The organism is Mesorhizobium sp. M0954 (genome assembly GCF_040319155.1).
Classification (GTDB): Bacteria; Pseudomonadota; Alphaproteobacteria; order Rhizobiales; family Rhizobiaceae; genus Mesorhizobium.
Map to the genome: position 1 here is coordinate 1 of NZ_JAMYNR010000004.1, position 23588 is coordinate 23588.

Here is a 23588-nt window from a genome sequence, read left to right on the forward strand (position 1 = left end):
GTTGCGATTTCGGTGGCAGAACCACCCGATGCATAGTGCAGAGTTGCCATCCATAATCCCTCATTTTGATTCGATAGCGCCCCGCGGATGTCTGCCTACTAGAGGGTGTATATTAGCGCCAAATCACATACCTGCAGGCTCTGATAGAATGGTTGATCGCCAATAGGAATGCTGCACGGAAGGAGTAACTTCCATGGACATAATAAATAAGTAACAAGAATATGATCCCATCAAAAGGGCCGTGTTTTATCCAGCCCATCTGGTTAGATTGAAAGACAGATAGTTAAATATCTAGAGCGTATCTTGCAGATCGCTGAAATAAACTTGTAAATTATGTTTCTATCTAACTGTTCACCCGCGCATTGAGAGATCAGACAGACGTTCACCTAAGAGCCAGACCCCTCCACAGTCTCAATCCCGCAACCAATTAGTTGTGGATAATTCGTAGGTGTCCGCGCGTTCGTCGCGTGAAATCGGTCGGCAGATCAGGTCGCCGGCGTCGGAACGGTCCGAATCGGCTTATCCGCTGGTCGCAAGGAGGCAGGTTGCGCCAGGAGTTGTGGCTGAGGGGTCGACTATCATGCCTGGTAGCACAAGCGGGACAAGCTGAGGCGCGAACCCGGACCGGGAGCTTAGGAATCCGACGCGCCCAGCGTAGAGCAGCCGTACAACGCACGACTGTCGGAAGCGCTTTCTTCGGTTGCCTTATCAGTTGCAAGTCCGGCTTGGCCGAACCCCTAGAGTTCGAGGCGCAATTCATCACCGTACCCGTTCCTATGCACCACCAGATGCCGTCGAGGCGGTTCGCGATACCCGTAAGGCCGTGATCCCCATGCAGTTTGCCTCATTCAAACAGACGAGGACAGTATGCAAGCCTCCTCCTACCGTATCCTTTCACGCGCACAGAAGTAACGAAGCAAAACCATGAAAGCAGATGCGAAAGGCAGTTACTTCACGCGACCGGAACACGGCGCACGGACGGGAGCTTCGGGATGAATCCGCATCTCGTTTGTGTGGGAGGCGAAGATCACGCCCTGAGAATTCCGTTCCTAATGTCGCTGCGCGAAAGCGGCTTCCGGGTCACGGCAGTTTCAACCGGCGATGAGGCTGCGTTTTTGCGGCATGGCATTCCGCATCGCCGCTACGGTTTCGACCGATTTGCCAGCGGCACTGGCGAGTGGACCGCTGTAAGAGCGATTCGGAAATTGCTTGCGGAACTTCGGCCTGACATCGTCCAAAGCTTCGATACCAAGCCTAACCTGCTGACACCCATTTCGGTGCGCGGAACGGTCCCGGTCGTGCGCACGATCAACGGCCTGGGCTGGACATTCTCATCGTTGGAACCGCGTGCTCTGGCCTTACGTCCAATTTTTTGCGGACTACAATGGCTTGCCTCCTTCTGGACGGCAGCGACGGTATTTCAGAATCGGGACGATGAGGCTTTCTTCAAGCGCTTTCGATTGATTGAACCTGGCAGCGGAAGAGTGATCCGCAGTTCTGGCATCGATGTCGATGCGTTCGCTATGGCGAGGCATCTTGCTCCGCCGGCGGCGAAAATGCGCCAGGAACTCGGGCTCCAGTCAGCAGAGATCGTAATTTTTGTGGGCCGGCTAACCCGCCAGAAGGGCATCCCGACGCTGCTCCAAGCAGTCCCCCGCGTCCTTTCTAAAAGGCCTAATGCGCGTTTCGTGCTTGTCGGCCCTTGGGAGTCCGAAGGTCCATTTGCATTCGACAAGTCGGAAATCGATAGACACGCTCCTCATATCATCGCGCTAGGCCCACGACGCGATGTTCCAGCCCTTCTTGGCATGGCCGACGTGTTCGCCTTCCCCACACAATATCGAGAAGGAATCCCGCGCGTCCTGCTCGAGGCAGGGCTGGCGGGATTGCCCATGGTCGCCTCAAAGATGCCCGGCTGCAATGAGGTGGTCGAGGATGGATGGAACGGCTACCTAGTCCAACCCTACGACGCCGATGGCCTTGCATCTCGAATAGTCGACATCCTGTCCGACCGCAGTCACGGAAAAATCATGGGCGGTCGTTCTGTCGAACTCGTCCGTGAGCAGTTCGCGCTGCCGCGGGTGGTCGCTCAGTATTGCGATCTGTACGAAAATATCCTTGGCGCCAAATCCCACGGTGGCCTCGCCCGACCGGCGTATCCGGTCTTAATTAGAGACGATGCTGTCAGCGGTAGATTGGATGTGCGCCGATGATCCGGGACGCGATCCTGGCCTGCGGGCTCGCAACGACCTATGCGGAGCAACTCGACATTCCCGGGTCGCCCTTGGGGATTGGCGAACTGTTCCTCGTGCTTTGGATCATGCTGTCGATCGCGCGCGTCCTTGCCGGCGGTCGCCTGGAGACCAGGCCGGCGCTGACACTCCTTGCAAGTTACTGGACGATCATGGCGCTGGCTCTGGGGGTCGGCACCGTTGTCGGCTATCTGACCACAGTTCTATACCTGACGGGCCTGATGCACGATACGATGGCCTACCTGCTGTTGGTCAGCGTCACCTGCCTTGCCGCTGCAGAACCCGACGCCGACCGCCATCTCCGTCGTACTGGCTGGTGGGTCGTGGGTATCGCGAATATGGCCCTTGCCATTCAGCTGGGACAGGGCTGGGGCTGGATCCCCCGAGCTGGCGTCGATCCCTGGTACTGGGACCGCTTTCGCGGCTGGTCGCACAATCCAAATCAGCTCGCGCTCTACTGCGCAATCTTTGGCCCGCTAGCCTTGCATCTTGCGACCACCACCAGCAATCGATGGGGCAGGTTTCTTGGGATCGCCAGCTTGTTCCTAACCTTCTATGTCGGGAGGCTGACAAAGAGCGATACCTATTTGTATACCAGTATCCTGACCTGCCTGACGTTCCTCGGGCTGCGGATCAGGACATGGCTCAAGACCGGTGGCAACAGGGGCAGCTTTTCACGGCAAGCCGTCCTCCTGTTGCTCGTCGGTATCCTTCCGTTGGCGATCGCGATAACCCCCTACGCCGTGACGGAGGCGAGCGTCCTCGAAAACTTCGCCAAGGGCCTGACCAAGGACAAGGGCGGCGAGGCCACTGCCGAAACCGCCGCACTCCGCGTGCATCTCTGGGACGAAGCAATAGAGAAGGGCGCGGAATCCGGGTCGTTGGGCCTTGGTCCAGGTCCGCATCTCGAGCGCCCATCAGTGTTCGAATCGCAATTTCTGGAACGACCCTTCGAGGCTCACAACACGATCCTCGACCTGTACACTCAAGGTGGACTTATTGCGGTTCTGGCGCTGGTCTGGATCGTCAGCGCCGCCATCGTGTCGGTATGGCGTGCGAAGCTCGACGCGCTGTTAGCGCTCGTGGTGTCAATCGCTATTTTCGGAATGCCGCACCTGATCATCCGTCACCCGATCGTGTGGTTTGCGCTGACCATCTGCCTTGTCGCCGGTGCTCCGAAAGCAGTTTCTGCAATCTCCAACAATCCGGGTTAATGGCATGTGTGGTATTGCCGGAATTCTTCTTGCCCCCGATTCAGCCGACACGAAGCCGCTCAAGGCAATAGAGCAAATGACGGCCGCGCTTCGTCACCGCGGACCGGATGGCGAGGCATTCTGGATACACAGCGAAGCCGGGCTTGCCTTCGGTCACAGGCGTTTGGCCATTGTTGATCTGTCGGAGGCGGGCTGCCAGCCAATGCATTCCGAAAGCGGCAGATACGTCATTACGTTTAACGGCGAAATATACAATTTCCGCGATCTGCGCTGCGAGCTGGAAAGTACAGGTAGTCATTTCAGGGGCACCAGCGATACCGAGGTCATGCTTGCCGCCATTGAGAATTGGGGCCTCGAAAAAGCACTCACACGCTTCGCCGGAATGTTCGCGCTAGGACTATGGGATCTGAAGACGAGGACGCTCCATCTCGCCCGCGACCGAATGGGCAAAAAGCCGCTTTATGTCGCCTCAACACGTGATGCGCTTGTTTTTGCCTCTGAGTTGAAGGCGATCACCCGTTTTCCAGGTTTTTGTCAGGAGCTCGATATCAATGCGGCCGCGGCGATGCTTTCGAACGGATGGGTACCGGATGACAGCTGCATCTGGCGAGGCGTGTTCAAATTACCGCCGGGTTCGGTCCTGTCGGTGACGGCCGCTGACTTCGCCGCGTCGCGAAGTGCCGCCTCGCTAGCGCATCGTATTCGATACTGGTGGTCGCTAGCCGAAACCGCCGCCAAAGGGCGGGCGGAGCAGGTCGTCGGCAGTGACGAAGAACTTACCACTGAACTGGATGGCCTGCTTCGACTTGCCGTTCGGGAGCGCATGATCGCTGACGTTCCGCTCGGGGCCTTCCTGTCGGGCGGAATAGACAGCTCGACGGTTGTAGCCCTGATGCAGGCTCAATCGGACAAGCCGGTGCGCACGTTCACGATCGCTTTCGGAGAGGGCGGGTTCGATGAGGCTCCCCACGCGGCGGAAGTCGCGCGGCATCTGGGCACCGACCATACCGAACTCCACCTTTCGGCTGCCGTAGCGCGCGAAGTCATTCCAGAATTGCCGCAGATCTGGGACGAGCCTTTCGCTGACGAATCGCAGATACCAACTCTGCTGGTGGCGCGGCTCGCCCGCCGGCACGTTACGGTGGCTCTGTCGGGTGACGGTGGCGACGAATGCTTCGCCGGCTACGCCCGCCACTTCATGGCTGCCCGCCTGCGACGACAGCATACTCTGCCGTCGGCACTGCGTCGGGCGCTCGCGGCAGGCACTGGGTTACTGGCCCGTGCAGCCCGTCACGATCTCGTCGGGAAGCTGCCGCTTTCGGAGGGTGCACGGCATGCGCTGCGGGGCGACCGGCTGGATCGCCTCGCTCAGCTACTCGCTGCAGCCGATGAGGACGAGTTGTTTCGGCGACTGACGAGATCGTCGACCGAGAACCTCAGCCTGCACCAGCCCCCCTCATCAATCCACGTCGAGCACCGGCTTGATGGGCTGCTGTCCCGTCTTTTGTATGACGATATGGACGGCTACCTGCCCGGCGATATATTGGTGAAGCTGGACCGCGCCAGCATGGCCAACAGCCTCGAGGGGCGGTGCCCGCTACTCGATCATCGGGTTGTCGAATTCGCCTGGCGCCTGCCGACGAATACCAAGGTTCGTAATGGCAAAGGTAAGTGGATCCTTCGTCAGCTGTTGCGCCGGTACGTTCCGCAGCGACTGATCGAGCGGCCAAAGCAAGGTTTCGATGTTCCTATAGCAGTCTGGCTGAGGGGCCCGCTGCTCAGTTGGGCAAACGATCTTGTCGCCGATATGCGCATCTCCGGAGACGGAATTTTCGACCTTGCGAAGGTGGATGCGTGCTGGCGCGGTCACGTCGATGGCAGGCACGACCATTCTCGCGAATTGTGGCCGGCTTTGATGTTCCAGGCCTGGCACAACGAGGCAAGGCGGCCATCGCCGCCAGCAACGGGTTCTCGCGTGCCCGAACTTACAGGAGATTAAGATGGAAGGGTCCATAGTTAGCCGCATCCACCTTCCGCACGTTACCGAAATGCACTTGCCTGCGCGCGAAATCACTCCGCGCATGAAACGGCCGTTACGTGAGCAGATGGACACGCAAACCCCGCTCCATCAGCTCCTCGTTACCCTCTCAAGAAAAAAGTGGTTCCTCCTGGCCATGGTCGTCGCAGGCGGTGTCTTGGCCGCGCTTGGAGGGCTTGCACGGCCTGCCCTATACGAGGCCACCACGCAGGTAATCGTCGACGCACCTAGTAGAGCAGCCCCTGCCGGCGGCTTGATCTCTGCTCAGGATCAGCTGGATTCCAGCATTGACGACCATATCACCATGCTCTCATCGCAAAGCCACCTGCGAAGCGTAGTGGCAGCGCTGCGCAAAACGGATGCTGCCAATGGTGCTAAACAGGCTGGTGCTCGAACCGGAAACCATCCTCCGAAGCCTGTTGGCGTCGAGCCGCTGAATTTGCGCTCGGTTCCAGCCGATTTGCTGGCCAAAATTTGGCCGCGAAGCACGCCGGCGGCGCCAGATGCGGCTGAACTCAAGGTGCTGCGTGAAGGTATGAGGATCGGCCAGGAGCTGCGATCGAGAGTTATCAGTGTCGGCTTCACCGATCACGATCCGGCGCGAGCCGCTCTGATCGCCAACACGTTCGTCGAAGTGTATATTGGCGATCTGGCAAGGAAAAGCCAAGCGTCGGACAGGCTGGAACTCGACTCGATAGTCTCCGGGCTGCCGACTATACAAAGCAGTCTGGCAGAAGCGACCGATCGTCTGGAGAGATATCGGTTGAGCCATGGCGCGGTCGATCAAGGTGCGGCGGACAATGCTGCCAAGGAGACAGCCGAACTCACTCAGCAAATTTCCTTGTCGAAAGCGGACCTCTCCGCAACGGAATCCCGACTCCAACACATTCAGGACTTGCGAAAGGGGGGCGCGCCCGTTGCCTCGGTAGCCGAAGCCATCGGATCACCCTTGCTGGCCGATCTCTTGGCAGGCCAGGCCAACGGCACGGCAGATGAGAATGTCACAAATGCGATCGATCGTGAGATCGAACAAGAAATCGCCCGCGTCGCTGCTGAGGCAAACATCTATCGCTCCCAGATTGCGGCGCTGCAAAAGCGTAAGGATGTCCTAGATGCGGTTGTGGCCGATACAGCCGGCCGGCTTTCCGGACTGCGTGCTCTCGAGCCGCAGGTCAGCATCCTGACGCAGCGCTACAACGACCTTTTGACCCGGCAACAGGACTTGATGCGGCGTATTGCAAGTCCATCCCCCGGAGTCAGGCTTCTCTCAGCGGCGTGGCCCCCTACCAATCCAACGACTCTTTCGCCAATTTTTCTTATTCCGCCTGGCATGGTCGTGTTTGGCCTGATTGGAGGGATTTTCATACTTGTCCGCCAACGCTTCGATCGCACTTTGCGCGGAGAGGCCGAAGCTGAAGCAGCGCTCAAGGTTCCGTGCCTCGGGCTAATACCCCAGGCTCCCACAACGCACGCGAAGCGACTGCAGCAGCTGGTTTCAGGCCAGCAGGGGTGCAGATACAGCCGCGCCGTGACGTCCCTGCTTGTCGCCGCGGCGCCCCAACAGGCAAGGGATTACTCGAACATAATCTTGATAACATCCTGCGGTGAGGATGATGGCAAGACCGAGCTCGCATGGAGCATGGCCTTGGCGGCCACCAGACTTGGAGGGCGAGTACTCTTCATTGATCTGGACCGCACGGACCACCGCCTTACGGGCGAGTTTGTGAAGGAATTCAGCGCACGTAAGCCGCACAATTTTTTCGGAGACTATGTGAGTGACCGTTGTGCACTGCACGATGCGATAGCAGGAATGTCGGCGATCGGGATCGACTTCATGGCGCTCGCACCGTCGGAGGATCTGCTGCCCTTGCTGTCCAGTGTCGACGGCTCCCCTTTCAAAGATGAACTGCACTCGATCTATCGGGTCGTCATCATAAATGGACCGCTGGGGCTTGAGGGACCAGAGGCCAGGCTCCTGACAGGCTGGGGTGACGTGGTTCTTTTCGCCGTTCGCTGGGCGAAAACGCGACGCAGCATCGCGCGAGGCGTTCTGGACCTGCTTGCGGGCGATGCACCAGCTTCGGTCCCCGTCGCAAGCGTTCTCACGAAGGTTAATCTCAGGAAGCACGCTGGTTACCGGTTCGGGGACAGCGCTGACCTCTTGCTGGAGAGGACATGACGAGCGCGGCTCTTGTTGTTGCGCACTTCCCGCTTGGTTGAAAATCACCGCGCTAGGCGCTGCGCCGATCGGCTGCTGGGCGCGGGCCATCCGGCAGTAGCTGGGGTTGTCGCGGAGAGATCCATCCGGAGCGTGGGTCCGAAGTGTCACAACGGAACCTACGGCCAGGAGCCGCCGGACGGGCATTCATGAATTCCGGACCCCATCTGAGGCAACGCGCCTGACGCCGTCCTTCGTCTGCTTGGCGTTCACCGCGCGCCTAGTGGTGTCGAAATCACCCTTCACGCGGACCCGCTCATCGCTGCTTGGCTTGGCGATGAATCCGTAGCGCAGGTGACGAGACTTTGTCGATCTTTGCCCAGAGTGCGCTCCCCCCCATCGTCGATGCATTCCTGACCGCGTATGCCCATGCCGGCAACCGCGATGGTGAAATCGCAAGGGCAGTCAAACCTTGCGCAATCCGTTGCGCTTTGCTTCGCGGCAGGGCGCGCACGAACTCACTCACGCTACCTGGTTTCTCTCCCTTTCGGAAAAAGCTGTGGACGATGTCTTGTTTCAGGAATTTGGCGAGATTGAACGGCTCCCGCTCGCACTTGCTCAATTGCAAGCCGTGCCGCTGACATATGGCATCGAAGGCTTCTTTCGTCCATCGGCCGATGTGGTTTGGTGGCATGTCTATGAGCGAGCCATGGGACTCCATGTAGTAAGTTCTGTTTTCATTTGGCACGGCGATAAAGGCAGATCCTTGCGCCTTCAGAAGATATTTCAATCGAGCAAAAACGTCGTCCACTTGGTCCATATGCTCGAAGACTTGAAACATGAAAATAAAGTCGAAGGACTCTTTCATAGAATCGAAGCTGTCCATCCGAAAATCGCCTGAATAGGTCTTAAAGCCTTTCGACGCCAGTACAGACCTCGCCGTTTCGTTGTAGTCGACCGCAGAGATGTCGGAAACATGGAAGAATTTATTCTTGATGCGATCGAGAAAATATCCGAACCCAGACCCCACTTCGAGGGCAGTTTTTCCGCCAGTCTTCAGGCCCGCGAGCTCTTCGATAGTCCTTGAATATTCCCATTTCATGGTCGGATAGGAAGGGTACGCCCAGGCTAAGTTATAAAATTCAACGCCGCCAGCGACGAAGGGATCTGCAAAACCGAATCCGCAATCTGCGCATTTGCGGATATCGCATGTGTTGCTGCCCCAGAGATCCGACAGGTGGCTTGTTAATTTTCGAGAGCGGTCGGGGTCCTGACGCGGATTGATGAAATGTCGAGAGGCCTCATCTGCTGTCACTTCGAACAATTTCGCGGTTGATACACTGGCACACGCCGGACAAATGGTCATCTCGCTTACCCCTAAAGGCCAGACCGAAGGAAAGCCGCCTTCGACGGTATATGATGCGCCCCAGCCCGCCCGCCGTCGCGCTCGACGATGCCGCCATGCTCAGAAGCTAAATCGTCTCAGGCTACGCAATCGACCCAGTCTCGGGCGGATCGCGAACACGTAAGTAAGAATGTGCTGGCTCGCTATTTTCATAACTGACGGGCGAAGAATTTGCATCGCATCTCGGATCGTCGCCCGCCAGGGTTGCTGGTGGAATCTGCTGGGAAGACGAGCAACCCGCAGCGCCCGTAACAGAGTCTCAGGGCAGGGAAGATGTTTACGATCCTCGATGAGGTTCCAGTTAAGCTCTTTGACGGCAAGCGTTACCTGATCGACCTCATCGAAACTCTTGGTTGTAGTGATGCTCGGGTGGTTCGTCGCGTCGTAGAAGATCAAGCCATCGTTTATCGCGACCATGTCTCCGTGGCAGGCCAGATCGACAAAGAACAGCTGGTCGACTCCAGCTGGGATTGAATTATGGGCGCGCATCAGGCAACCCGCGTGAATGACGTCGCGGTTGATCAAAAGCGTCGATGGGATGATCCCAAGGCTCCGCGTCGTGCGGACCAGATAGAGGTCCGTCAGGCATTGCTGGCTTGAGTAGACGGAAATTCGTTGCCGCCCCTGCGGTGGCAATCGGAATTTCATCCGATCGTCCTCAATTATATTGGCTGCACAGGTCATGAATGCAGCTGAGGGATGCTTGGTGGAAACCTCGGCAAAGGTCTTGAGTGCGCCCGGGGCGAGCCAGTCATCGTCATGGAGCAGCTTGATCCATTTTCCGGCGCAAGCGAGCATGGCATTGTTGGTATTCTCTACCTGACCGCGGCCCCGGCAGTTTTCGACAATTCGGATGCGAGGCTCGGTCCGCGCATACTCGGCCACGATTGCCCAGGTCGGTCCGTCCCGGCCCTCGTCGTCGCTGACGACCAACTCCCAACTGGAAAAATTCTGACTCAGAATGCTATCCATTGCCCGGCGGATCGTGTCCGGTCGGCGAAAGGTTGGGATTGCAACTGAAATGAAAGGGCGCAGTCGCGAAGCATCAGCGCGATGATGTTGGTCAACCACAGCGGTCGTTTGGAGCTGATCAAGCTGCGATTGTTTCATGGTGCTTTTCCCTCGAGATGATGACCTTGTTTTGGTATGGCAGCTCCCGCTGGTTTAATGGCATGGCTCAAAATATACAGAGAGGCCGCCGTTTTCAGTGCAAACCCGACGCCGCCGCCGGCCGCCATCAGATAAATGACCTTGAGTGGTTCCCAACCTGCCTCAGCACCGGCAAGAAGCGGACCAAACACCAGCGCCGTCCGCGCGCCGTCGACGAGAAGCCGTAGCTCCTGCCGGCGCAGGAGAGCTGGGACATCTTGAAGCGGCGTCGCCAACGCCTGCGCAGCCCCCATGAACGCCAGCGCGGTCATAATGTCTGCGGCGGGAACCCAGGGCGGGCCCAGCAGGGGGACGACAATATATGGCGCAGCCAGGCCAAGCGCCAATATTGGCAATGCAGTGAGGCAGGCTGAAAGCATCAAGAGGCCGCGTGCGGTGCCGAGCAGATGTCTGCGATCACTGTTTTTGTTCGCCTCGGAGACAAAAACATTGCTGAGCGGGGTGGCGATCAGCGTGACCGGCGCAGTCACCAGCCGCGCTGCCACTCCCAGGTAACCCGCAAAAGCGGCGCCAAACAGCGAACCAACAAGTATTGCGGGAAGATTGATAATGGCGAAACTCGCGAGAGCTGAGGGAATGTCAAATAACGGAAACTTGTATTCTCGCCTGGCGACGGCAAAGACGGTACGCCACGGCGCTCGGGCGACGCCGTGTAAGTCCTTCCAGCTCAGAATCCGAGAGCCGAGGAGTCCGATAAAAATGAATTGGCTCAGGATATGGGCATGTACCATCGACTCACCTCCGAAATGGGCGAGCCCAAAAATCAATTGCAGCAGGGCCATGGTCGCCGGCAAGATCAGCCGGCCGAGGGCGAAGTCTCGTAGCAGGCCTGCGCGCAGGCTCCAGCAGTTCATGGCTTCGACGAGACCTGCGCCCGCCATCCCAAGTGGAACGAGCCAGGCGAGGTGGCCGACCCGCGCTGGAGCGATGCTCGCCCACAGCAGTCCTGCCGCAAAGGCGAGGACACTCGTCACCGACACAGCCAGGAGAATGAGCTTAACAGTCACATACGCCCGCGCATTGTCCTTGACACCATAGAGAGAGGCCTCGAAACGCAGTGCTGCGATCGCGCCGAGGATGTTTACGATCGAAAGATAAATCGTGAAGATCCCGAAATCTGCCGGGGAATAGAGCCGGGCCAAAACGGGAATAGCGGCGACGAGAGTCAACTGACCGGCAATCGCCATGGCCGAAACGCCTCCTGCCGCGCGCAGAATACTGCCGATCGGGCTTGGAGGAACACGGGTGATTATTTTCTCGACCGTAGGAACCGTCCTGGATCTCAGAAAGTAGCTTTGGGACATGAGCTCGCGATTCCGAGGAGGCAAAATGCGGTTGACCGGAGCTTACGATGGGGCCTGAACGTCACCATCATCCATCTGAATGACATCGTTCGGCGGAGCGGCGATGTAGCGAATTCTTTGTGCTCCGGGCGGGGCACAACTGCAGCTCTGAAATTGAGACCGCTCGTTGGACTTGCCCGCGATGAACTGATTTCTGCGGGGATCGCGCGGGCATCGATGCTCGGGAATGTCGTCGTCACGTTATGCGGTACCAACTGGATCTTTTGACCAGACCAGCAGCCGCGACAAGGATGGCCGACGCGTGGATTCGTCGCTCCGACAAGGCGCGGATTACACGGTGGGCTTACACATGCATTAACGTTTGTTGCTGTGTGCTGGCTGCGATGTTCGTTCCATGAAAGTCCCGGTACCATTCGACAAAGCGTTGCACTCCGTCCTCGAGCGTTGTCGCCGGGGCGAAGCCGACAGCGTTACGAAGATCACTCACGTCGGCGCGAGTCTCCAGAACGTCGCCCGGTGGTAGAGGCACTTCCACGCGAATCGCCCGGCAGCCAAGGGCGGTCTCGATGAGCGAAATCAGCCGGTTAATCTCCTCCGGCCGGTCGTTGCCAATATTATAGACGCGGTACGGTGCAGAACTTGTGGCGGGATCTGCGGTAAGAAAATCCCAACCCGGGTCGGGTCGCGGCGGTGCAGCGAGTGCTCGAACCACCCCCTCAGCGACGTCGTCGATATAGGTGAAGTCTCGCCACACGCGGCCGGCATTGGCTACTTCGATTGGTTTCCCCTCGATAATCAAACGCGTGAACATGTAGACTGCCATGTCGGGCCTGCCCCAGGGGCCATAAACGGTGAAGAAGCGCAGTCCGGTCACGGGCAAGCAGAATAAATGACTGTATGAATGCGCCATGAATTCGTTTGAACGCTTGGTTGCGGCGTACAGACTGACAGGATGGTCTGCGCCGTGATGCTCAGAAAACGGTGTGGTTCGATTTGAGCCGTAGACGGAGCTCGACGAAGCGTAGACGAGATGACTAACGCCGAAATGCCGGCAGCCCTCAAGGACGTTGAGAAACGCCACTATGTTCGATTGCACATAGCAATGCGGGTCAGCAAGTGAATGACGCACGCCGGCCTGAGCCGCGAGATGGACAAAGTGTGAGGGGCGAAATTCTGAAAACAGCAACTGAACGCGGGCGGCATCCGCCAGATCAATTCGCATCGAAGTGAAGCCCGGCTCGGCACAGAGACGTGCAAACCGCGCTTCCTTGAGTCGTGGATCGTAGTAGGGGGTGAAATTGTCGACGCCGATGACTTCGACACCCAGACGCAAAAGCCGCAAGGCGACGTGAAAACCAATGAAGCCTGCAGCACCGGTGACGACGATCGGTCCTATCGGGGCGAGTTCCTTCACGGCGCGGTCTGACCGGGATCGGGCGGTTTCCATATTTTCCGCAGAAAGAACGGAACCACCGTTTAAATCATGATCCAATTTTTTGCCCCTTCGACGTCACTCGACAGTGTCGAATTGCCTATTCCGAGATCCCGGCCAATTGTGCCGGGATGTTATGTGCCGGGGCGTCGGCGTTCGGCACAGGTGAGCAGGCGCCGGCCATGCGCTGCGCAACGTGACCTGCCAAGCTGGTTGGAACGGCCTCCAGCACCGGTCGACCAAGCCCCGTCGCATGTGGATGCCGCCAACTAGACCCCAACAACTGCGCGGCCCTTACGGCAGGACCGAAATACGCCCAAGAAGGGCCACCAGTTCCGCCTGGCGTTTTGTTTCGGTCTTGGCGAACAGCGAGGCAAGCTGGGAACGGATCGTGGTGCGGCTGAGACGCCAGCTGCGAGCGATCTCCAAAGGTGCGTCGCCCTGGGCCAAGCGCAAGGCGAGGTGCGTTTCTGCGCTCGTCAAGCCAAACATTCTTTGCAGCGTCCGAGGATTTGGCCCCGACCTGTTGTCGCGATCCAGCAGCGCCACAATGCTCGTTCCGTCGGGAGCTATAACGCCGTTCTCGTTCAGTATCACCGGTCGGTCGCCCCTGCTGCGGATCACCACCCAAGACAATGAGCCCGGCAGGAATTGGCCCGGAACATTCGCGATCAGCCGCCTTAGGGCGGCCGTAAGTCCGCTCGCCGTGTCGGCCGCTTCGCCCTGGCGCTCAAGCGTGGTTTGGGCGGCTGCGTTCCACTCGACTACTTTTCTTTCGCGATTCAACACGAGATAGCCACAGCCAATGCGATCAAGCACGCCGGTTATGGATTCCAGACTGCGGCCTTTTGGTTCGCCGAACCTTGCGCCCAATGGATCCGATGCGCGATCGGGAAGGTGACCAGAAGAGGGCCGCGTATTCCGCGCTTCAAAATCATACTTGGTCCTCGTAACAATATACCGATTGTTCGAAGAAGCATCGACCTGTCTATCGATCAGATTCATTTTCTACCCCTAACCCAAAGTTTCACACGCCCGAAATAAGTATTCGGGATTCATGTAGTCTTCTATGTGTAGCTGGATTATAGTCTTCTATGCGCTGACGGATAATACGTTCATCATCACCTTGAAAACTTAATATGATCCGACAGTTCTAAGGCAGCTCTTAGGCCCCGCTGCGTCCGATAAAATGCGCGCTATGATAGCGGTATGGCAATCCGGCAGTGGTACTAAGCTGTACGTTTTTTGCTCTAGTCTCGACGGGCTAGTCAGAAGGTTGTAGTCTGTGTCCATGAGCTCGCAGTCGCGCAGGTCGAATTCGAACCCGTCGGGCAGATTGCTAACTCATATTGCGTCTGCATCGGTGTTAGCTGCCACACTGATATTTGAAATAAAATCGTCAGCCTATATTGGGCAAGGCGCAAGTTTTCTGGAATTTATTCCGGCTATTATTATTATCGCTTATCTCGAAGACCGCGTACCTGCGCTCGCTGCGACCATTCTGATGGTTGCTGTCGGGCTGTGGGCACGAGGACACGATCAGATTTCAAGTGGAGACTGGGCACGCGCAATCCTGCTTCTGGTTTCGGGTGGCGTGATTGCCATGACCTTCCATCGTCTGCGGCAGGACTTGCGTGAGTTGCTGGAAGTCGCGGAGGCCAGGCTCGCTGCCGTCGAGGCGACCGAAAGCCGCTATCGTTGGGCCTTCGAACGTGCTGCCATGGGATTCGCGAACACCAACAAGAAAGGTGAGTTGCTGCAGTCCAACAGACGCCTTTGTGAGATGACCGGGTACAGGGAGGAGGAGCTTGCCCAATTACAGCTTGATACGCTCGCCCATCCGAACGACCGGGATACCTTGGCGCAATTGCTGGCGAGGCTGGGCAATGACATTTCTTCGTTCGTTTCGGAGGTGCGTCTGTCACGAAAGGACGGTACGGCATTCTGGGCCAGGCTAACGCTTTCTTCGTCCGTGCCCGAGGGTGGCCTCTCGGAGAGCATCTTCGTGGTGGTCGACGATATTTCGGAACGACGCGCTGTTCACGAAGCGCTTCGGGCCCAGAAGGAATGGCTGGACCTCGCTCTGTCTGCTGGACGCTTGGCCACGTGGCGCATAGACCTTAAAGACGGGATAGTCACGGGCTCGGACACGTTCTGGGACATTCTCGGCCTGGCCCAGGCCAATAGCCGCAGTTTGGAGGAGCTGTCAGCTGTCGTTCATCCGGCGGACTGGCCGAAGCTGGCGGCATCGAGAAAGGCCGCACCATCGGTCACGAATTACGATGTCGAGATACGCGTCCGCCGACCGGACGGACATATCCGCTGGGTTGCGCTGCGCGGAAGGGAGGAAAGACATGATGATGGTGGACAGCGGCTTGGAGTGGCCGCCGACCTGAGCGAGAGACGACAAACCACGCTGCTGCGCGCCGCGGCAAAGAAGCGGGAGCGCATTATGCTCGAACAACGCCACAGGTTCGGCAACGTTTTCGCGGTGATCACTGCGCTCGTGAAAATGGTCGATGCTCCTGGAAACAATGTTGCCAAATACAAGGAAATGCTGATCGACCGGATACGCGCGCTTGAGGCAACCCATCTGCTTCTTTCACGCAACGGCAGCGTATCGGGGACGCTAAACGATCTCGTTGCTCAAGAATTGCAACCATATATGGGAACACGCGCCATATCGGTCGGCGGTCCTTCCGTGACGATGTCGGGAGGCGCCGCCGAGAGTTTTGCGATGATCGTTCACGAGCTTGCCACCAATTCCATGAAGTATGGAGCGCTTGGCGATCCAAAAGGCCGGATCGACGTAAGCTGGACGTTCGCACCTGAAGACACAGGCAGCGAGATCGGGTTCGAGTGGGTGGAATCGGGGCGGCGGCGGACCTCGAGCGTAGTCCGTCATGGCTTCGGTTCCATGATAATCGGAGTGGATGGAGCGCCGCTTGTCGGTCACTCTCCCAGGCTGGAAATATCGGACCAAGGGTTACGGTATTCGCTGCGGCTGTCACGCAAGGAAATCGGATTGTAGTGCAGTGCTCCAATCGGAAAGCAGATATCTAAAGGCGGGTCGCGCTGAGCGGCCTTTGAGATGCGCAGGGTTCCTTCCAAGAATGTCGTCGGCCCAAAGCTGCGCCGCGGCTTTGGGATATGCAGTAAAATGCATGAGGAGTCTTGCGACGCCGTTTGCACGTCCAAAAGGACGCGCGGCGCTCTAGCTGGCATGTCTCGAAAGCCAAGTCTTCAGCATAACGGCAGCCTCGGTCCGATTGCGTACCCCCAATTCACGCAGAACCGCAGCAGCGTGGATTTTCGTGGTCGCCTCCGCGATTTCCAGATCGCGCGCAATTTCCTTGTTTGAATAGCCTTCCGCCATCAGCTTGAGGACTTCCTTTTGCCTCGAAGTCAGCCTGCCAAGGTTGACGCCAGCGGTACGCCTCTGTGGGCCTTTGTCGTCGGAATGGGTATGCGCGTGGGTTGTTTGCGTCGCTCCCGGGCGTGACAGAAGTGCAGGAACATAGATGCGGCCGGAGAGGATTTCATTGACGGCCAAAACAACCTCTTCGTCCGTCTGCGATTTTACGATGTAGCCGTGAAGCCCGATCGACAGAGCTGTGAGTATTTCCGAGCGTGAATCGTTTCCGGAAACGATCGCAAATCGCGTGTCCGGATAGGCAGACAGGATCCCGCCGAGCACTTCTTGATTGAACAGGCCCGGCATATTCAGATCCAGGATCGCAAGATCCACGAACGACTGCTCCGCCAGCAAACTGAGCACCGCGTCGAAACAGGACGCTTCAAAGATCTCCACACCTGGAATGCCTGCGGTCAGTGCCAATCGCAAGCCGCGACGATACAAGCCGTGATCGTCGGCGATGACGATTCGATACATTGAACTACCCCAACGCCTATCTGAATGGATTGAACGGTAATGGCCTGAAAATCGTGGCCATCCACTCGTCGATTCATCCAGCCGACGCTGCGGCACCCCCAACACCGCAAACGCCAGATTTCTAATATAATCTTAAATGACGGGAAACGCTCCTCTTTTTTTGCCCCTTGTGAGCGAAACCCGCCGAACGTCGTCGAACATACGTTCTGACCTTTTGGACAGCTGACAGACCGGCCGGTCGTTCAGCAGTGCTATAGGCCTAAAGATATAGAACAGCAAAACGGCTGAATTGTTACCATTCGAATGCACGACGACATCCACCCTGACGGCCACATACCATCCAGATGCAATGTCCGGATCAGGGGACAGTGGAGTAATCTCACCGGTCTTCTACGGGAAATCTCACCGGTTCTTCTGAGGGGACAAGAACGCGTTTCCCGGGTGCTGACCAGGGCAGGATAGCCGGCCCGTGACGATGGCGTTCAGGCCGAATGAACAAGGGAGGACCAGGATGAAAGCGGTTATTCAATGTGGAGGAATGGGAACACGCCTCCGCCCCTTCACTTCGGTCTTGCCGAAGCCGCTCATGCCGATCGGCGCACGGCCGGTTCTCGAGATGCTTCTGAAATGGTTGCGACGCAACGGCATTCAGGAAGTTTATATTACAACCGGGTATCTCGGCCACTTGATCCGCACCGTGTGTGGAGATGGCTCGCAGTGGAACCTGAAAATTCGATATACGCAGGAGATGGAGCCGCTTGGCACCATCGGGCCACTGTCTTTGATCAGGGATGAACTGACGGAGCCATTCATCGTTCTCAATGGCGATGTCCTCACGGATCTAAGCCTCAGTCGATTTGTAGCAGCGCACCGTAAGCACACCGATCCAGTGACAATCGCAACAGCCTGTCGCCTGATCAAGATGGATTTCGGCGTCATCGACGAAGTCGACAATACCGTGCAGGTCTTTCGCGAGAAGCCGACGCTTTCGCATCTGGTCAGCATGGGAATTTACTGCATGAACCCGGATGTTCTGCAGTTTATCCCATCCGGCATACCCTTTGGGTTCGACGACCTGATGCTGCAGATGATGCAGAACGGCACAACCGTGCACGTGTACAAGCATGAGGGTCTCTGGCTCGATATCGGGCGCGTCGACGATTTTCAGAACGCACAGACCATTTCCTGGGAAGACCAGTCGGCCTCGATCGAGGTCACTGCGACGGCTGCATGATGATGATGAAGTCACGAGCCCGGTTCCCACAGTTATCAGTCTAGGAGGTTGTGATGCTCTTGGTCAGTGCCCCGATCTTGGGTGTGCCGGAGAAGACTGCTTTGACCAGGGTCATCGACAGCGGCTGGCTGACCATGGGGGAGCAGGTACGAGCCTTCGAACAAGCTTTTGCCGACGTTCATGATGCGGAGGATTGCGTCGCGGTCAGTTCTTGCACCGCAGCGCTTCATCTCATTTTGCACGCACTTGGCATCGGACCGGGCGACGAGGTGCTGGTGCCATCCTTGACGTTCGTGGCGACCGCAAATGCGGTCCTCTATGTCGGTGCGACGCCGGTTTTCGTCGACATCGAGTCAGCCGACGTGCCGCTGATGTCGATCGTGGAAGCCGAAGCGAAATGCACGGCCCGCACCAAGGCAATCATTCTCGTTCATTTCGCCGGCTACCTCGCCGATCGGGAACAATGGCAGAGGTTCGCCCGTGCCCGGGGGCTACACATCGTCGAGGACGCCGCGCATGCGCCGGGCTTGAAGGAGGTGGGGACATTTGGTGCCGCGGCCGCCTTCAGCTTCTACGGCAACAAGAACATGACCACGGCGGAAGGCGGGGCTGTGATCGCCAGGGATGCCGGTCTGCTCGAGACAATCCGCCAGGCGCGTGGACATGGGATGACCACCGGGACACGTCAAAGGCTGAACAGCCGCACCCCTCAGTATGATGTCACCATGCTCGGATTCAACTATCGCATGGATGAATTGCGGGCTGCGATCGGACTGGTCCAGCTGCAAAATCTGCAAGAGTGGAATGAGATCAGGCGTATCCTGGTCATGCTGTATCGTCGTCTCATAGCGAAGCATTGCCCAGCCGTGACCATCCCGTTCCACGAGCCGCGGACGTCGGCCTACCACATCATGCCTATCCTTTTGCCACGTTACGCCGACAGGCAAGACGTCATCGACGCACTGCGCGGGCAAGGGATACAAACCACTATCCACTACCCGCCGGTGCACCAGATGACGCTCTATCGTGAGCTCATTCCCGGTACTCACTTACCGCGCACTGAAGATTTCGCCCAGCGCGAACTGACTGTACCGCTGCATCCGCAGATCACCGCACCTTTGGTCGAAACGGTGGTGGTCGCTCTTGCCGCGGCGGTCAATAACTGCGCTCAGACAGGAACGGCCGCATGAATGCCCTGGACCTAGCCATTCACAGGCCTAACGGCTCGAGCGCCGCCCATGGGTCTGCGAGACGAGCAATCGATCTCGTCATTGCTGCAGCCGCGGCGATCGTCTTTGGCCCGCTGATGCTGCTGATTGCCGTGGCGCTGCTGCTGGAAGGCGGTCGGCCCATCTTCTTCACACAGACCCGCGTCGGGGCCGGTGCTCGCCCATTCCGCATGTACAAGTTTCGCAAGTTCAGCGTGCAATGTGATCCCGGTGGCTTGGCTCTGACCATGGCCGATGACAGCCGCATGACGCCGATAGGACGGTTCCTCGCGGTCACCAAGTTCGACGAACTGCCACAGCTTTGGAACGTCTTCAGAGGCGAGATGGCAATCATCGGGCCACGCCCGGAGAGCCTTGCCTTCGCCGATTGTTTTCGCGGGGGCTTCGAAGACATTTTACAATACAAGCCAGGCTTGCTGGGTCCAGCCCAGGTTCTCTTCCGGCATGAAGCCCGTTTCTATCCGCGATCGATGGACCCGCTACTGTTCTATCGCCAGGTTCTGTTTCCTGCCAAAGCCAGGCTCGACCTTTCCTATTATCCGCAGCGCACGATCGGCTCCGATGTTGTGTGGATGGTGCGCGGCTTGCTGGCGGTGCTTGGCGTGGTTTCGCCGTCGCCGATCGGAACTTGAGAGCAGGTGGAAAACCCGCGCTCTCGTGGATTTGCAAAGTCAGTGCCTCACGTCATAGGGGGAACGCTTGGGTCATGGCATACAAGGGCAGGAAAGTTCTGGTTACCGGTGCCGACGGATTCATCGGGTCGCATCTCACCGAAGCACTCGTCCGTAGCGGCGCGGACGTCACTGCGCTGGCTCTCTACAATTCCTTCGACAGCCACGGCTGGCTGGACGATTTGCCGGACACCATTCGAAGCCAGTTGAACCTCATCCGCGGCGATGTTCGTGACAGCGCCTTCCTTAACCGGATCGTGCGTGGCCAGGCGGTCGTGTTTCATCTCGCCGCACTGATAGCTATCCCATATTCGTACGCCGCGGCCCAGTCCTATGTAGAGACGAACATCCTGGGCACGGTCAACGTCCTCGAAGCGGCGCGCCAATGGGATACGGAGCGTGTGGTGCACACCTCGACAAGCGAGGTTTATGGCACCGCGCTGACAATGCCTATCAGCGAATCGCACCCGTTGCAGGGACAGTCACCATATTCGGCATCCAAGATCGGCGCGGACATGATGGCGGAGTCCTACGCCAGATCGTTCGACATCCCTGTGGTTATCATGCGGCCCTTCAATACGTACGGCCCGCGCCAGAGTGAGCGGGCCATAGTACCGACCATTATACGCCAGGCTCTCGACAAGAAATGCCCGGCGATCATGGTGGGAGACACAAGCCCGATCCGCGATCTTACTTTCGTGGAAGACACCGCGGCGGCGTTTTTGACCGCAGGTTCCGCCGAGCTCGAATTTGGCCATGCCTACAATGCCGGAAGCCAGCGCGCCGTGACGATCTCGGACATATTGGATCTGGTGATCGAGTTGAGTGGCTGCAAGAAACCAATCCACCGGGACGAGCGCCGCCTGCGGCCGCAGAATTCCGAGGTGCGTGCCTTGCTGGCCGATTCTTCGCTCCTCGAAAGCAAGACTGGATGGCGTGCCCAGACCAGCCTGCGCGAAGGCCTGGAGCGGACCATCGGATGGTGGCAAGGGCGCCTCAGCGAAGGCCGGGTGCGACACGAGATGGGCTACATGACATGAGCTTTCGCCCGGGAGGATTGGCTCTGTTGATTGCGGCTGCCTTGTCGTTGGATTTGACCGTGGCAGGCAGTCGGCAAAGCAGCGCGTCGAGACAATTTGTTGCGCCAGTGACGATGGACTTGCCCGATTATCTCCAACCCGCGACCGACCCAGCCTTCGGGACAATTTTCATGCGCATTACCAAGCCTGGGGCCCTTGGGAATGGAGTCGTATGCGAGAAAAAATTCTGCAGCCACCGTTATTCCAGCGCCCAGGCCTGGAATTCGGACCAGACTCTCCTCGTCATCACCAACGGCTGCAATGGCATGTGCTTTTTCGACGGGCAGACCTATGTCCCGCTCTTCCGTCGTGCTCGATCGGCTGAATGCGAATGGCATCCGCAAAATGCCGATCTGATGATCTGCGTTCAGGACCGGAAAATTTCGACCTGGGCGCCGCGGACCAATCGCGAAGACGTCCTGTTCGTTTCACCGAATTATCGTGATCTTCAGTTCGGGCCGTCCAAAGGCAATCCCAGCCGTGACGGCGATCGCATAGCAGTGCGCGCAATCCGTGGGGATGGCGCGATGGTTGTATTTGCCTATGATCTCAAGCAGCGCCGGAAATTTCCGGACATCGATCTTGCTCAGCTTGCCGGAACCGTCAGCGCCTGCTCGATCTCCCCGCTCGGTGCGAACATCCTGTGCTTTCAGAATGTGAACGAGGACACAGAGCAGCGGGCTATTTTCTCCGTCGACGGGACGTTGCGGCAGAGGTGGACTGACCATCATCGCCCCGGCCATGGCGATATGACGGTGGATAAAGATGGCAGCGAAGTTTTCGTGGGCATCAGCAAGTCCGACCCTGACAAATATCACGTCATCAAAAGGAGGCTGGCCGACGGAAAGGTCACCTCACTTATGAAGTTTGGCGAAGCCGAGCATGCATCCCTGCGGGCATTGGACAGGCGCGGTTGGGTGTTCGTAAGCTATGGCGGCAAGCCGGAAGAGATATCTGCCAATCCCGACTGGGCGCCATATGCGCGAGAGGTGATCGCGCTTCGCCTCGACGGCAGCGGGGAGGTTCGACGCGTCACGCAAACTCACAACGTCCCGTCCGATTACTGGAGCGAGACCCATGCCTCGCCATCCCCCGACGGCTCACAGGTAATCTGGTCGAGCAACTGGGGCGTGCCTGGCGGGCCGGTCTACGAATTCGTCACCCGTCTCGATTGGCCGGAAGAGCCGCGGTCGAACCAGAAGGAGATTGCCGCCAATGGTCCTCGTTGATCGAATGCTTCTTGTCGTGTTCGGTATGCTGGCTGCCATGAATACGGCTGCTGCAGCGGAACCGCGGGTCGCCTATCGACTTTCTGCCGGCGACACCGTCGAGATTGGAATTGCCTCCATCCCGGAGCGAACGCAACGTGCGGTGGTCCAGATGGACGGCACGATCGCGCTTCCCGAAGTCGGGATGGTTTCGGTGGGGGGCTTAACTCCGGCTGAACTGCAAACGCGCATGCAGACGATCTTGCCGACCAAGATATTCCACCAGCGTCTGCCTGATGGGCGGGAGCAAATGATCGTCATCAAGCCGACAGACGTGACCGCCGTGGTTGCGGAGTACAGGCCGATCTATGTGACCGGCGACGTGCTCACTCCCGGACAGCAGGCCTACCGCCCGCTGATGACCGTGCGGCAGGCGATTGCCGTGTCAGGCGGTTTCAGCCTTTTGCGGTCCCGGGCAAACCAGGTTGGCCCGGATCCGGTGGATCTGCGGCGCGATTACGAGTCGCTTTGGGGGGAATATACGAGAGATTATTTTCATAGCGCCCGCATCCGCGCCGAACTTCAGGACAAACCGACTTTCGACATGCAGCCACCACAAGGATCTCCCTTGCCGGCAAGTTTTGCGTCGGCGATCGCGCAGGCTGAAGCGGAAGGGCTGAAGCTCTCGTTGGACAACTTCCGGCAAGAGCAGGGCTTTCTCGAAAAAAGTGGCAAGGATGCTGCTGCACAAACCGAGACCCTGCTCAAGCGCGAGCAGGCCGAAGCGGATGGAGTGAAGGCGGACGAAGACGAGCTGGCGCGCGTAAGGAAAGCGTTTGAGTCCGGAAATCTAACCAATACCCGGCTTGCCGATGTCCGGCGCGCTTTGGTTCTTTCTTCCAGCCGGGCACTCGAAACGTCGGTTGAGCTTATGAGAGCACGACGTCAGCAGGACGATTTTACCAGACAGCACGAACGCAATGTCAACCAAAGAAGAATGGGTCTGCTGACTGAGTTGAAGGATACCAACGTGCGTCTTGCCGACGTTGGCGCAAGACTTCGCGCCGCCAGCCAGAAGTTGCAGCCCACGGGAGCGGCCGCTCTGCCGTTGCCGGTTGCCGGCGAAACGATCCAGGCCGAGGTCACGATCATTCGCAAGGTCGGCGAAGAATGGCGAAAACAGCTTGCCCAAGAAGACACCGAGGTCATGCCGGGAGACACGATCGAGGTCAGATTCAGCAGCGCTCTCGAAAATGCGGCGACCCGATAGATCGGCTGCGCCCCGATCCAATCGGCCGCCGC

At 58.1% G+C, this 23588-nt stretch carries 17 protein-coding genes; 11 read left to right on the plus strand and 6 right to left on the minus strand.

The features are described 5' to 3' along the window. The first annotated feature begins 992 nt into the window (after positions 1–992). From NKH93_RS06785 to NKH93_RS06800, 4 genes are read left to right on the plus strand one after another with little or no spacing between them, the layout of a single operon-like run. On the plus strand, positions 993–2213 hold the full coding sequence (locus NKH93_RS06785) for a glycosyltransferase (RefSeq protein WP_352472459.1): 1221 nt from the start codon (positions 993–995) through the stop codon (positions 2211–2213). Further along, on the plus strand, positions 2210–3466 hold the full coding sequence (locus NKH93_RS06790) for an O-antigen ligase family protein (RefSeq protein WP_352472460.1): 1257 nt from the start codon (positions 2210–2212) through the stop codon (positions 3464–3466). Before NKH93_RS06785 ends, NKH93_RS06790 begins: the two co-directional genes overlap by 4 nt. A 4-nt stretch (positions 3467–3470) precedes the next feature. Continuing rightward, positions 3471–5465, plus strand: a complete 1995-nt coding sequence (asnB, locus tag NKH93_RS06795; RefSeq protein WP_352472461.1) for an asparagine synthase (glutamine-hydrolyzing) — start codon at positions 3471–3473, stop codon at positions 5463–5465. A gap of 1 nt (position 5466) precedes the next feature. Continuing rightward, entirely contained in the window at positions 5467–7683 is a 2217-nt protein-coding gene (locus NKH93_RS06800; protein ID WP_352472462.1) for a GumC family protein, read from the plus strand. Between the two features lie 295 nt (positions 7684–7978). Here NKH93_RS06800 and NKH93_RS06805 read toward each other — a convergent pair whose 3' ends face one another. The 5 genes from NKH93_RS06805 to NKH93_RS06825 form a co-directional block, all read right to left on the minus strand. Continuing rightward, a complete protein-coding gene (locus NKH93_RS06805) occupies positions 7979–9028 on the minus strand; it encodes a class I SAM-dependent methyltransferase (RefSeq protein ID WP_352472463.1) in 1050 nt (349 codons plus the stop codon). Between the two features lie 99 nt (positions 9029–9127). After that, positions 9128–10177, minus strand: a complete 1050-nt coding sequence (locus NKH93_RS06810; RefSeq protein ID WP_352472464.1) for a glycosyltransferase family 2 protein — start codon at positions 10175–10177, stop codon at positions 9128–9130. Beyond that, on the minus strand, positions 10174–11424 hold the full coding sequence (locus NKH93_RS06815) for an oligosaccharide flippase family protein (RefSeq protein ID WP_352472465.1): 1251 nt from the start codon (positions 11422–11424) through the stop codon (positions 10174–10176). Before NKH93_RS06815 ends, NKH93_RS06810 begins: the two co-directional genes overlap by 4 nt. Positions 11425–11884: 460 nt before the next feature. Then, positions 11885–12988, minus strand: coding sequence for an NAD-dependent epimerase (locus tag NKH93_RS06820; protein ID WP_352683283.1), 1104 nt, complete (start codon positions 12986–12988; stop codon positions 11885–11887). A gap of 279 nt (positions 12989–13267) precedes the next feature. Then, a complete protein-coding gene (locus NKH93_RS06825; protein WP_352472466.1) occupies positions 13268–13978 on the minus strand; it encodes a helix-turn-helix transcriptional regulator in 711 nt (236 codons plus the stop codon). Between the two features lie 286 nt (positions 13979–14264). Here NKH93_RS06825 and NKH93_RS06830 point away from each other — a divergent pair, with 286 nt between their 5' ends. Continuing rightward, positions 14265–16004, plus strand: a complete 1740-nt coding sequence (locus NKH93_RS06830) for a PAS domain S-box protein (RefSeq protein ID WP_352472467.1) — start codon at positions 14265–14267, stop codon at positions 16002–16004. Positions 16005–16187: 183 nt separating this feature from the next. On the opposite strand, the gene NKH93_RS06835 is transcribed toward NKH93_RS06830, so the two are convergent. After that, the gene (locus NKH93_RS06835) at positions 16188–16865 is read right to left on the minus strand and encodes a LuxR C-terminal-related transcriptional regulator (RefSeq protein WP_023675618.1); all 678 of its coding nucleotides are present in this window, start codon (positions 16863–16865) and stop codon (positions 16188–16190) included. A 511-nt stretch (positions 16866–17376) separates the two neighbouring features. Here NKH93_RS06835 and NKH93_RS06840 point away from each other — a divergent pair. The 6 genes from NKH93_RS06840 to NKH93_RS06865 all read left to right on the plus strand — a co-directional run bounded on the left by NKH93_RS06840 (position 17377) and on the right by NKH93_RS06865 (position 23556). Continuing rightward, positions 17377–18099: a nucleotidyltransferase family protein gene (locus NKH93_RS06840; RefSeq protein WP_023675619.1), complete on the plus strand. Its 723-nt coding sequence runs from the start codon at positions 17377–17379 to the stop codon at positions 18097–18099. Between the two features lie 53 nt (positions 18100–18152). Next, positions 18153–19289: a DegT/DnrJ/EryC1/StrS family aminotransferase gene (locus NKH93_RS06845; protein WP_352472522.1), complete on the plus strand. Its 1137-nt coding sequence runs from the start codon at positions 18153–18155 to the stop codon at positions 19287–19289. Further along, on the plus strand, positions 19286–19960 hold the full coding sequence (locus NKH93_RS06850; protein WP_352817195.1) for a sugar transferase: 675 nt from the start codon (positions 19286–19288) through the stop codon (positions 19958–19960). The genes NKH93_RS06845 and NKH93_RS06850 overlap by 4 nt, the downstream gene beginning before the upstream one ends. A 74-nt stretch (positions 19961–20034) precedes the next feature. Continuing rightward, positions 20035–21039: an SDR family NAD(P)-dependent oxidoreductase gene (locus NKH93_RS06855; protein WP_352472469.1), complete on the plus strand. Its 1005-nt coding sequence runs from the start codon at positions 20035–20037 to the stop codon at positions 21037–21039. Next, positions 21036–22307: a hypothetical protein gene (locus NKH93_RS06860; RefSeq protein ID WP_352472470.1), complete on the plus strand. Its 1272-nt coding sequence runs from the start codon at positions 21036–21038 to the stop codon at positions 22305–22307. The genes NKH93_RS06855 and NKH93_RS06860 overlap by 4 nt, the downstream gene beginning before the upstream one ends. After that, entirely contained in the window at positions 22294–23556 is a 1263-nt protein-coding gene (locus NKH93_RS06865; protein ID WP_352541721.1) for a polysaccharide biosynthesis/export family protein, read from the plus strand. The genes NKH93_RS06860 and NKH93_RS06865 overlap by 14 nt, the downstream gene beginning before the upstream one ends. Positions 23557–23588 lie beyond the last annotated feature (32 nt).

Excerpts from the sequence above, each read along its gene's own strand:
- NKH93_RS06860 (WP_352472470.1), top strand. The coding sequence starts at position 21,036 with ATGAGCTTTCGCCCGGGAGGATTGGCTCTGTTGATTGCGGCTGCCTTG.
- NKH93_RS06820 (WP_352683283.1), bottom strand. The coding sequence starts at position 12,988 with ATGGAAACCGCCCGATCCCGGTCAGACCGCGCCGTGAAGGAACTCGCC.
- NKH93_RS06805 (WP_352472463.1), bottom strand. The coding sequence starts at position 9,028 with ATGACCATTTGTCCGGCGTGTGCCAGTGTATCAACCGCGAAATTGTTC.
- NKH93_RS06835 (WP_023675618.1), bottom strand. The coding sequence starts at position 16,865 with ATGTATCGAATCGTCATCGCCGACGATCACGGCTTGTATCGTCGCGGC.
- NKH93_RS06855 (WP_352472469.1), top strand. The coding sequence starts at position 20,035 with ATGGCATACAAGGGCAGGAAAGTTCTGGTTACCGGTGCCGACGGATTC.
- NKH93_RS06810 (WP_352472464.1), bottom strand. The coding sequence starts at position 10,177 with ATGAAACAATCGCAGCTTGATCAGCTCCAAACGACCGCTGTGGTTGAC.
- NKH93_RS06800 (WP_352472462.1), top strand. The coding sequence starts at position 5,467 with ATGGAAGGGTCCATAGTTAGCCGCATCCACCTTCCGCACGTTACCGAA.
- NKH93_RS06850 (WP_352817195.1), top strand. The coding sequence starts at position 19,286 with ATGAATGCCCTGGACCTAGCCATTCACAGGCCTAACGGCTCGAGCGCC.
- NKH93_RS06790 (WP_352472460.1), top strand. The coding sequence starts at position 2,210 with ATGATCCGGGACGCGATCCTGGCCTGCGGGCTCGCAACGACCTATGCG.
- NKH93_RS06845 (WP_352472522.1), top strand. The coding sequence starts at position 18,153 with ATGCTCTTGGTCAGTGCCCCGATCTTGGGTGTGCCGGAGAAGACTGCT.
- asnB (WP_352472461.1), top strand. The coding sequence starts at position 3,471 with ATGTGTGGTATTGCCGGAATTCTTCTTGCCCCCGATTCAGCCGACACG.
- NKH93_RS06815 (WP_352472465.1), bottom strand. The coding sequence starts at position 11,424 with ATGGCGATTGCCGGTCAGTTGACTCTCGTCGCCGCTATTCCCGTTTTG.
- NKH93_RS06830 (WP_352472467.1), top strand. The coding sequence starts at position 14,265 with ATGAGCTCGCAGTCGCGCAGGTCGAATTCGAACCCGTCGGGCAGATTG.
- NKH93_RS06825 (WP_352472466.1), bottom strand. The coding sequence starts at position 13,978 with ATGAATCTGATCGATAGACAGGTCGATGCTTCTTCGAACAATCGGTAT.
- NKH93_RS06865 (WP_352541721.1), top strand. The coding sequence starts at position 22,294 with ATGGTCCTCGTTGATCGAATGCTTCTTGTCGTGTTCGGTATGCTGGCT.
- NKH93_RS06840 (WP_023675619.1), top strand. The coding sequence starts at position 17,377 with ATGAAAGCGGTTATTCAATGTGGAGGAATGGGAACACGCCTCCGCCCC.
- NKH93_RS06785 (WP_352472459.1), top strand. The coding sequence starts at position 993 with ATGAATCCGCATCTCGTTTGTGTGGGAGGCGAAGATCACGCCCTGAGA.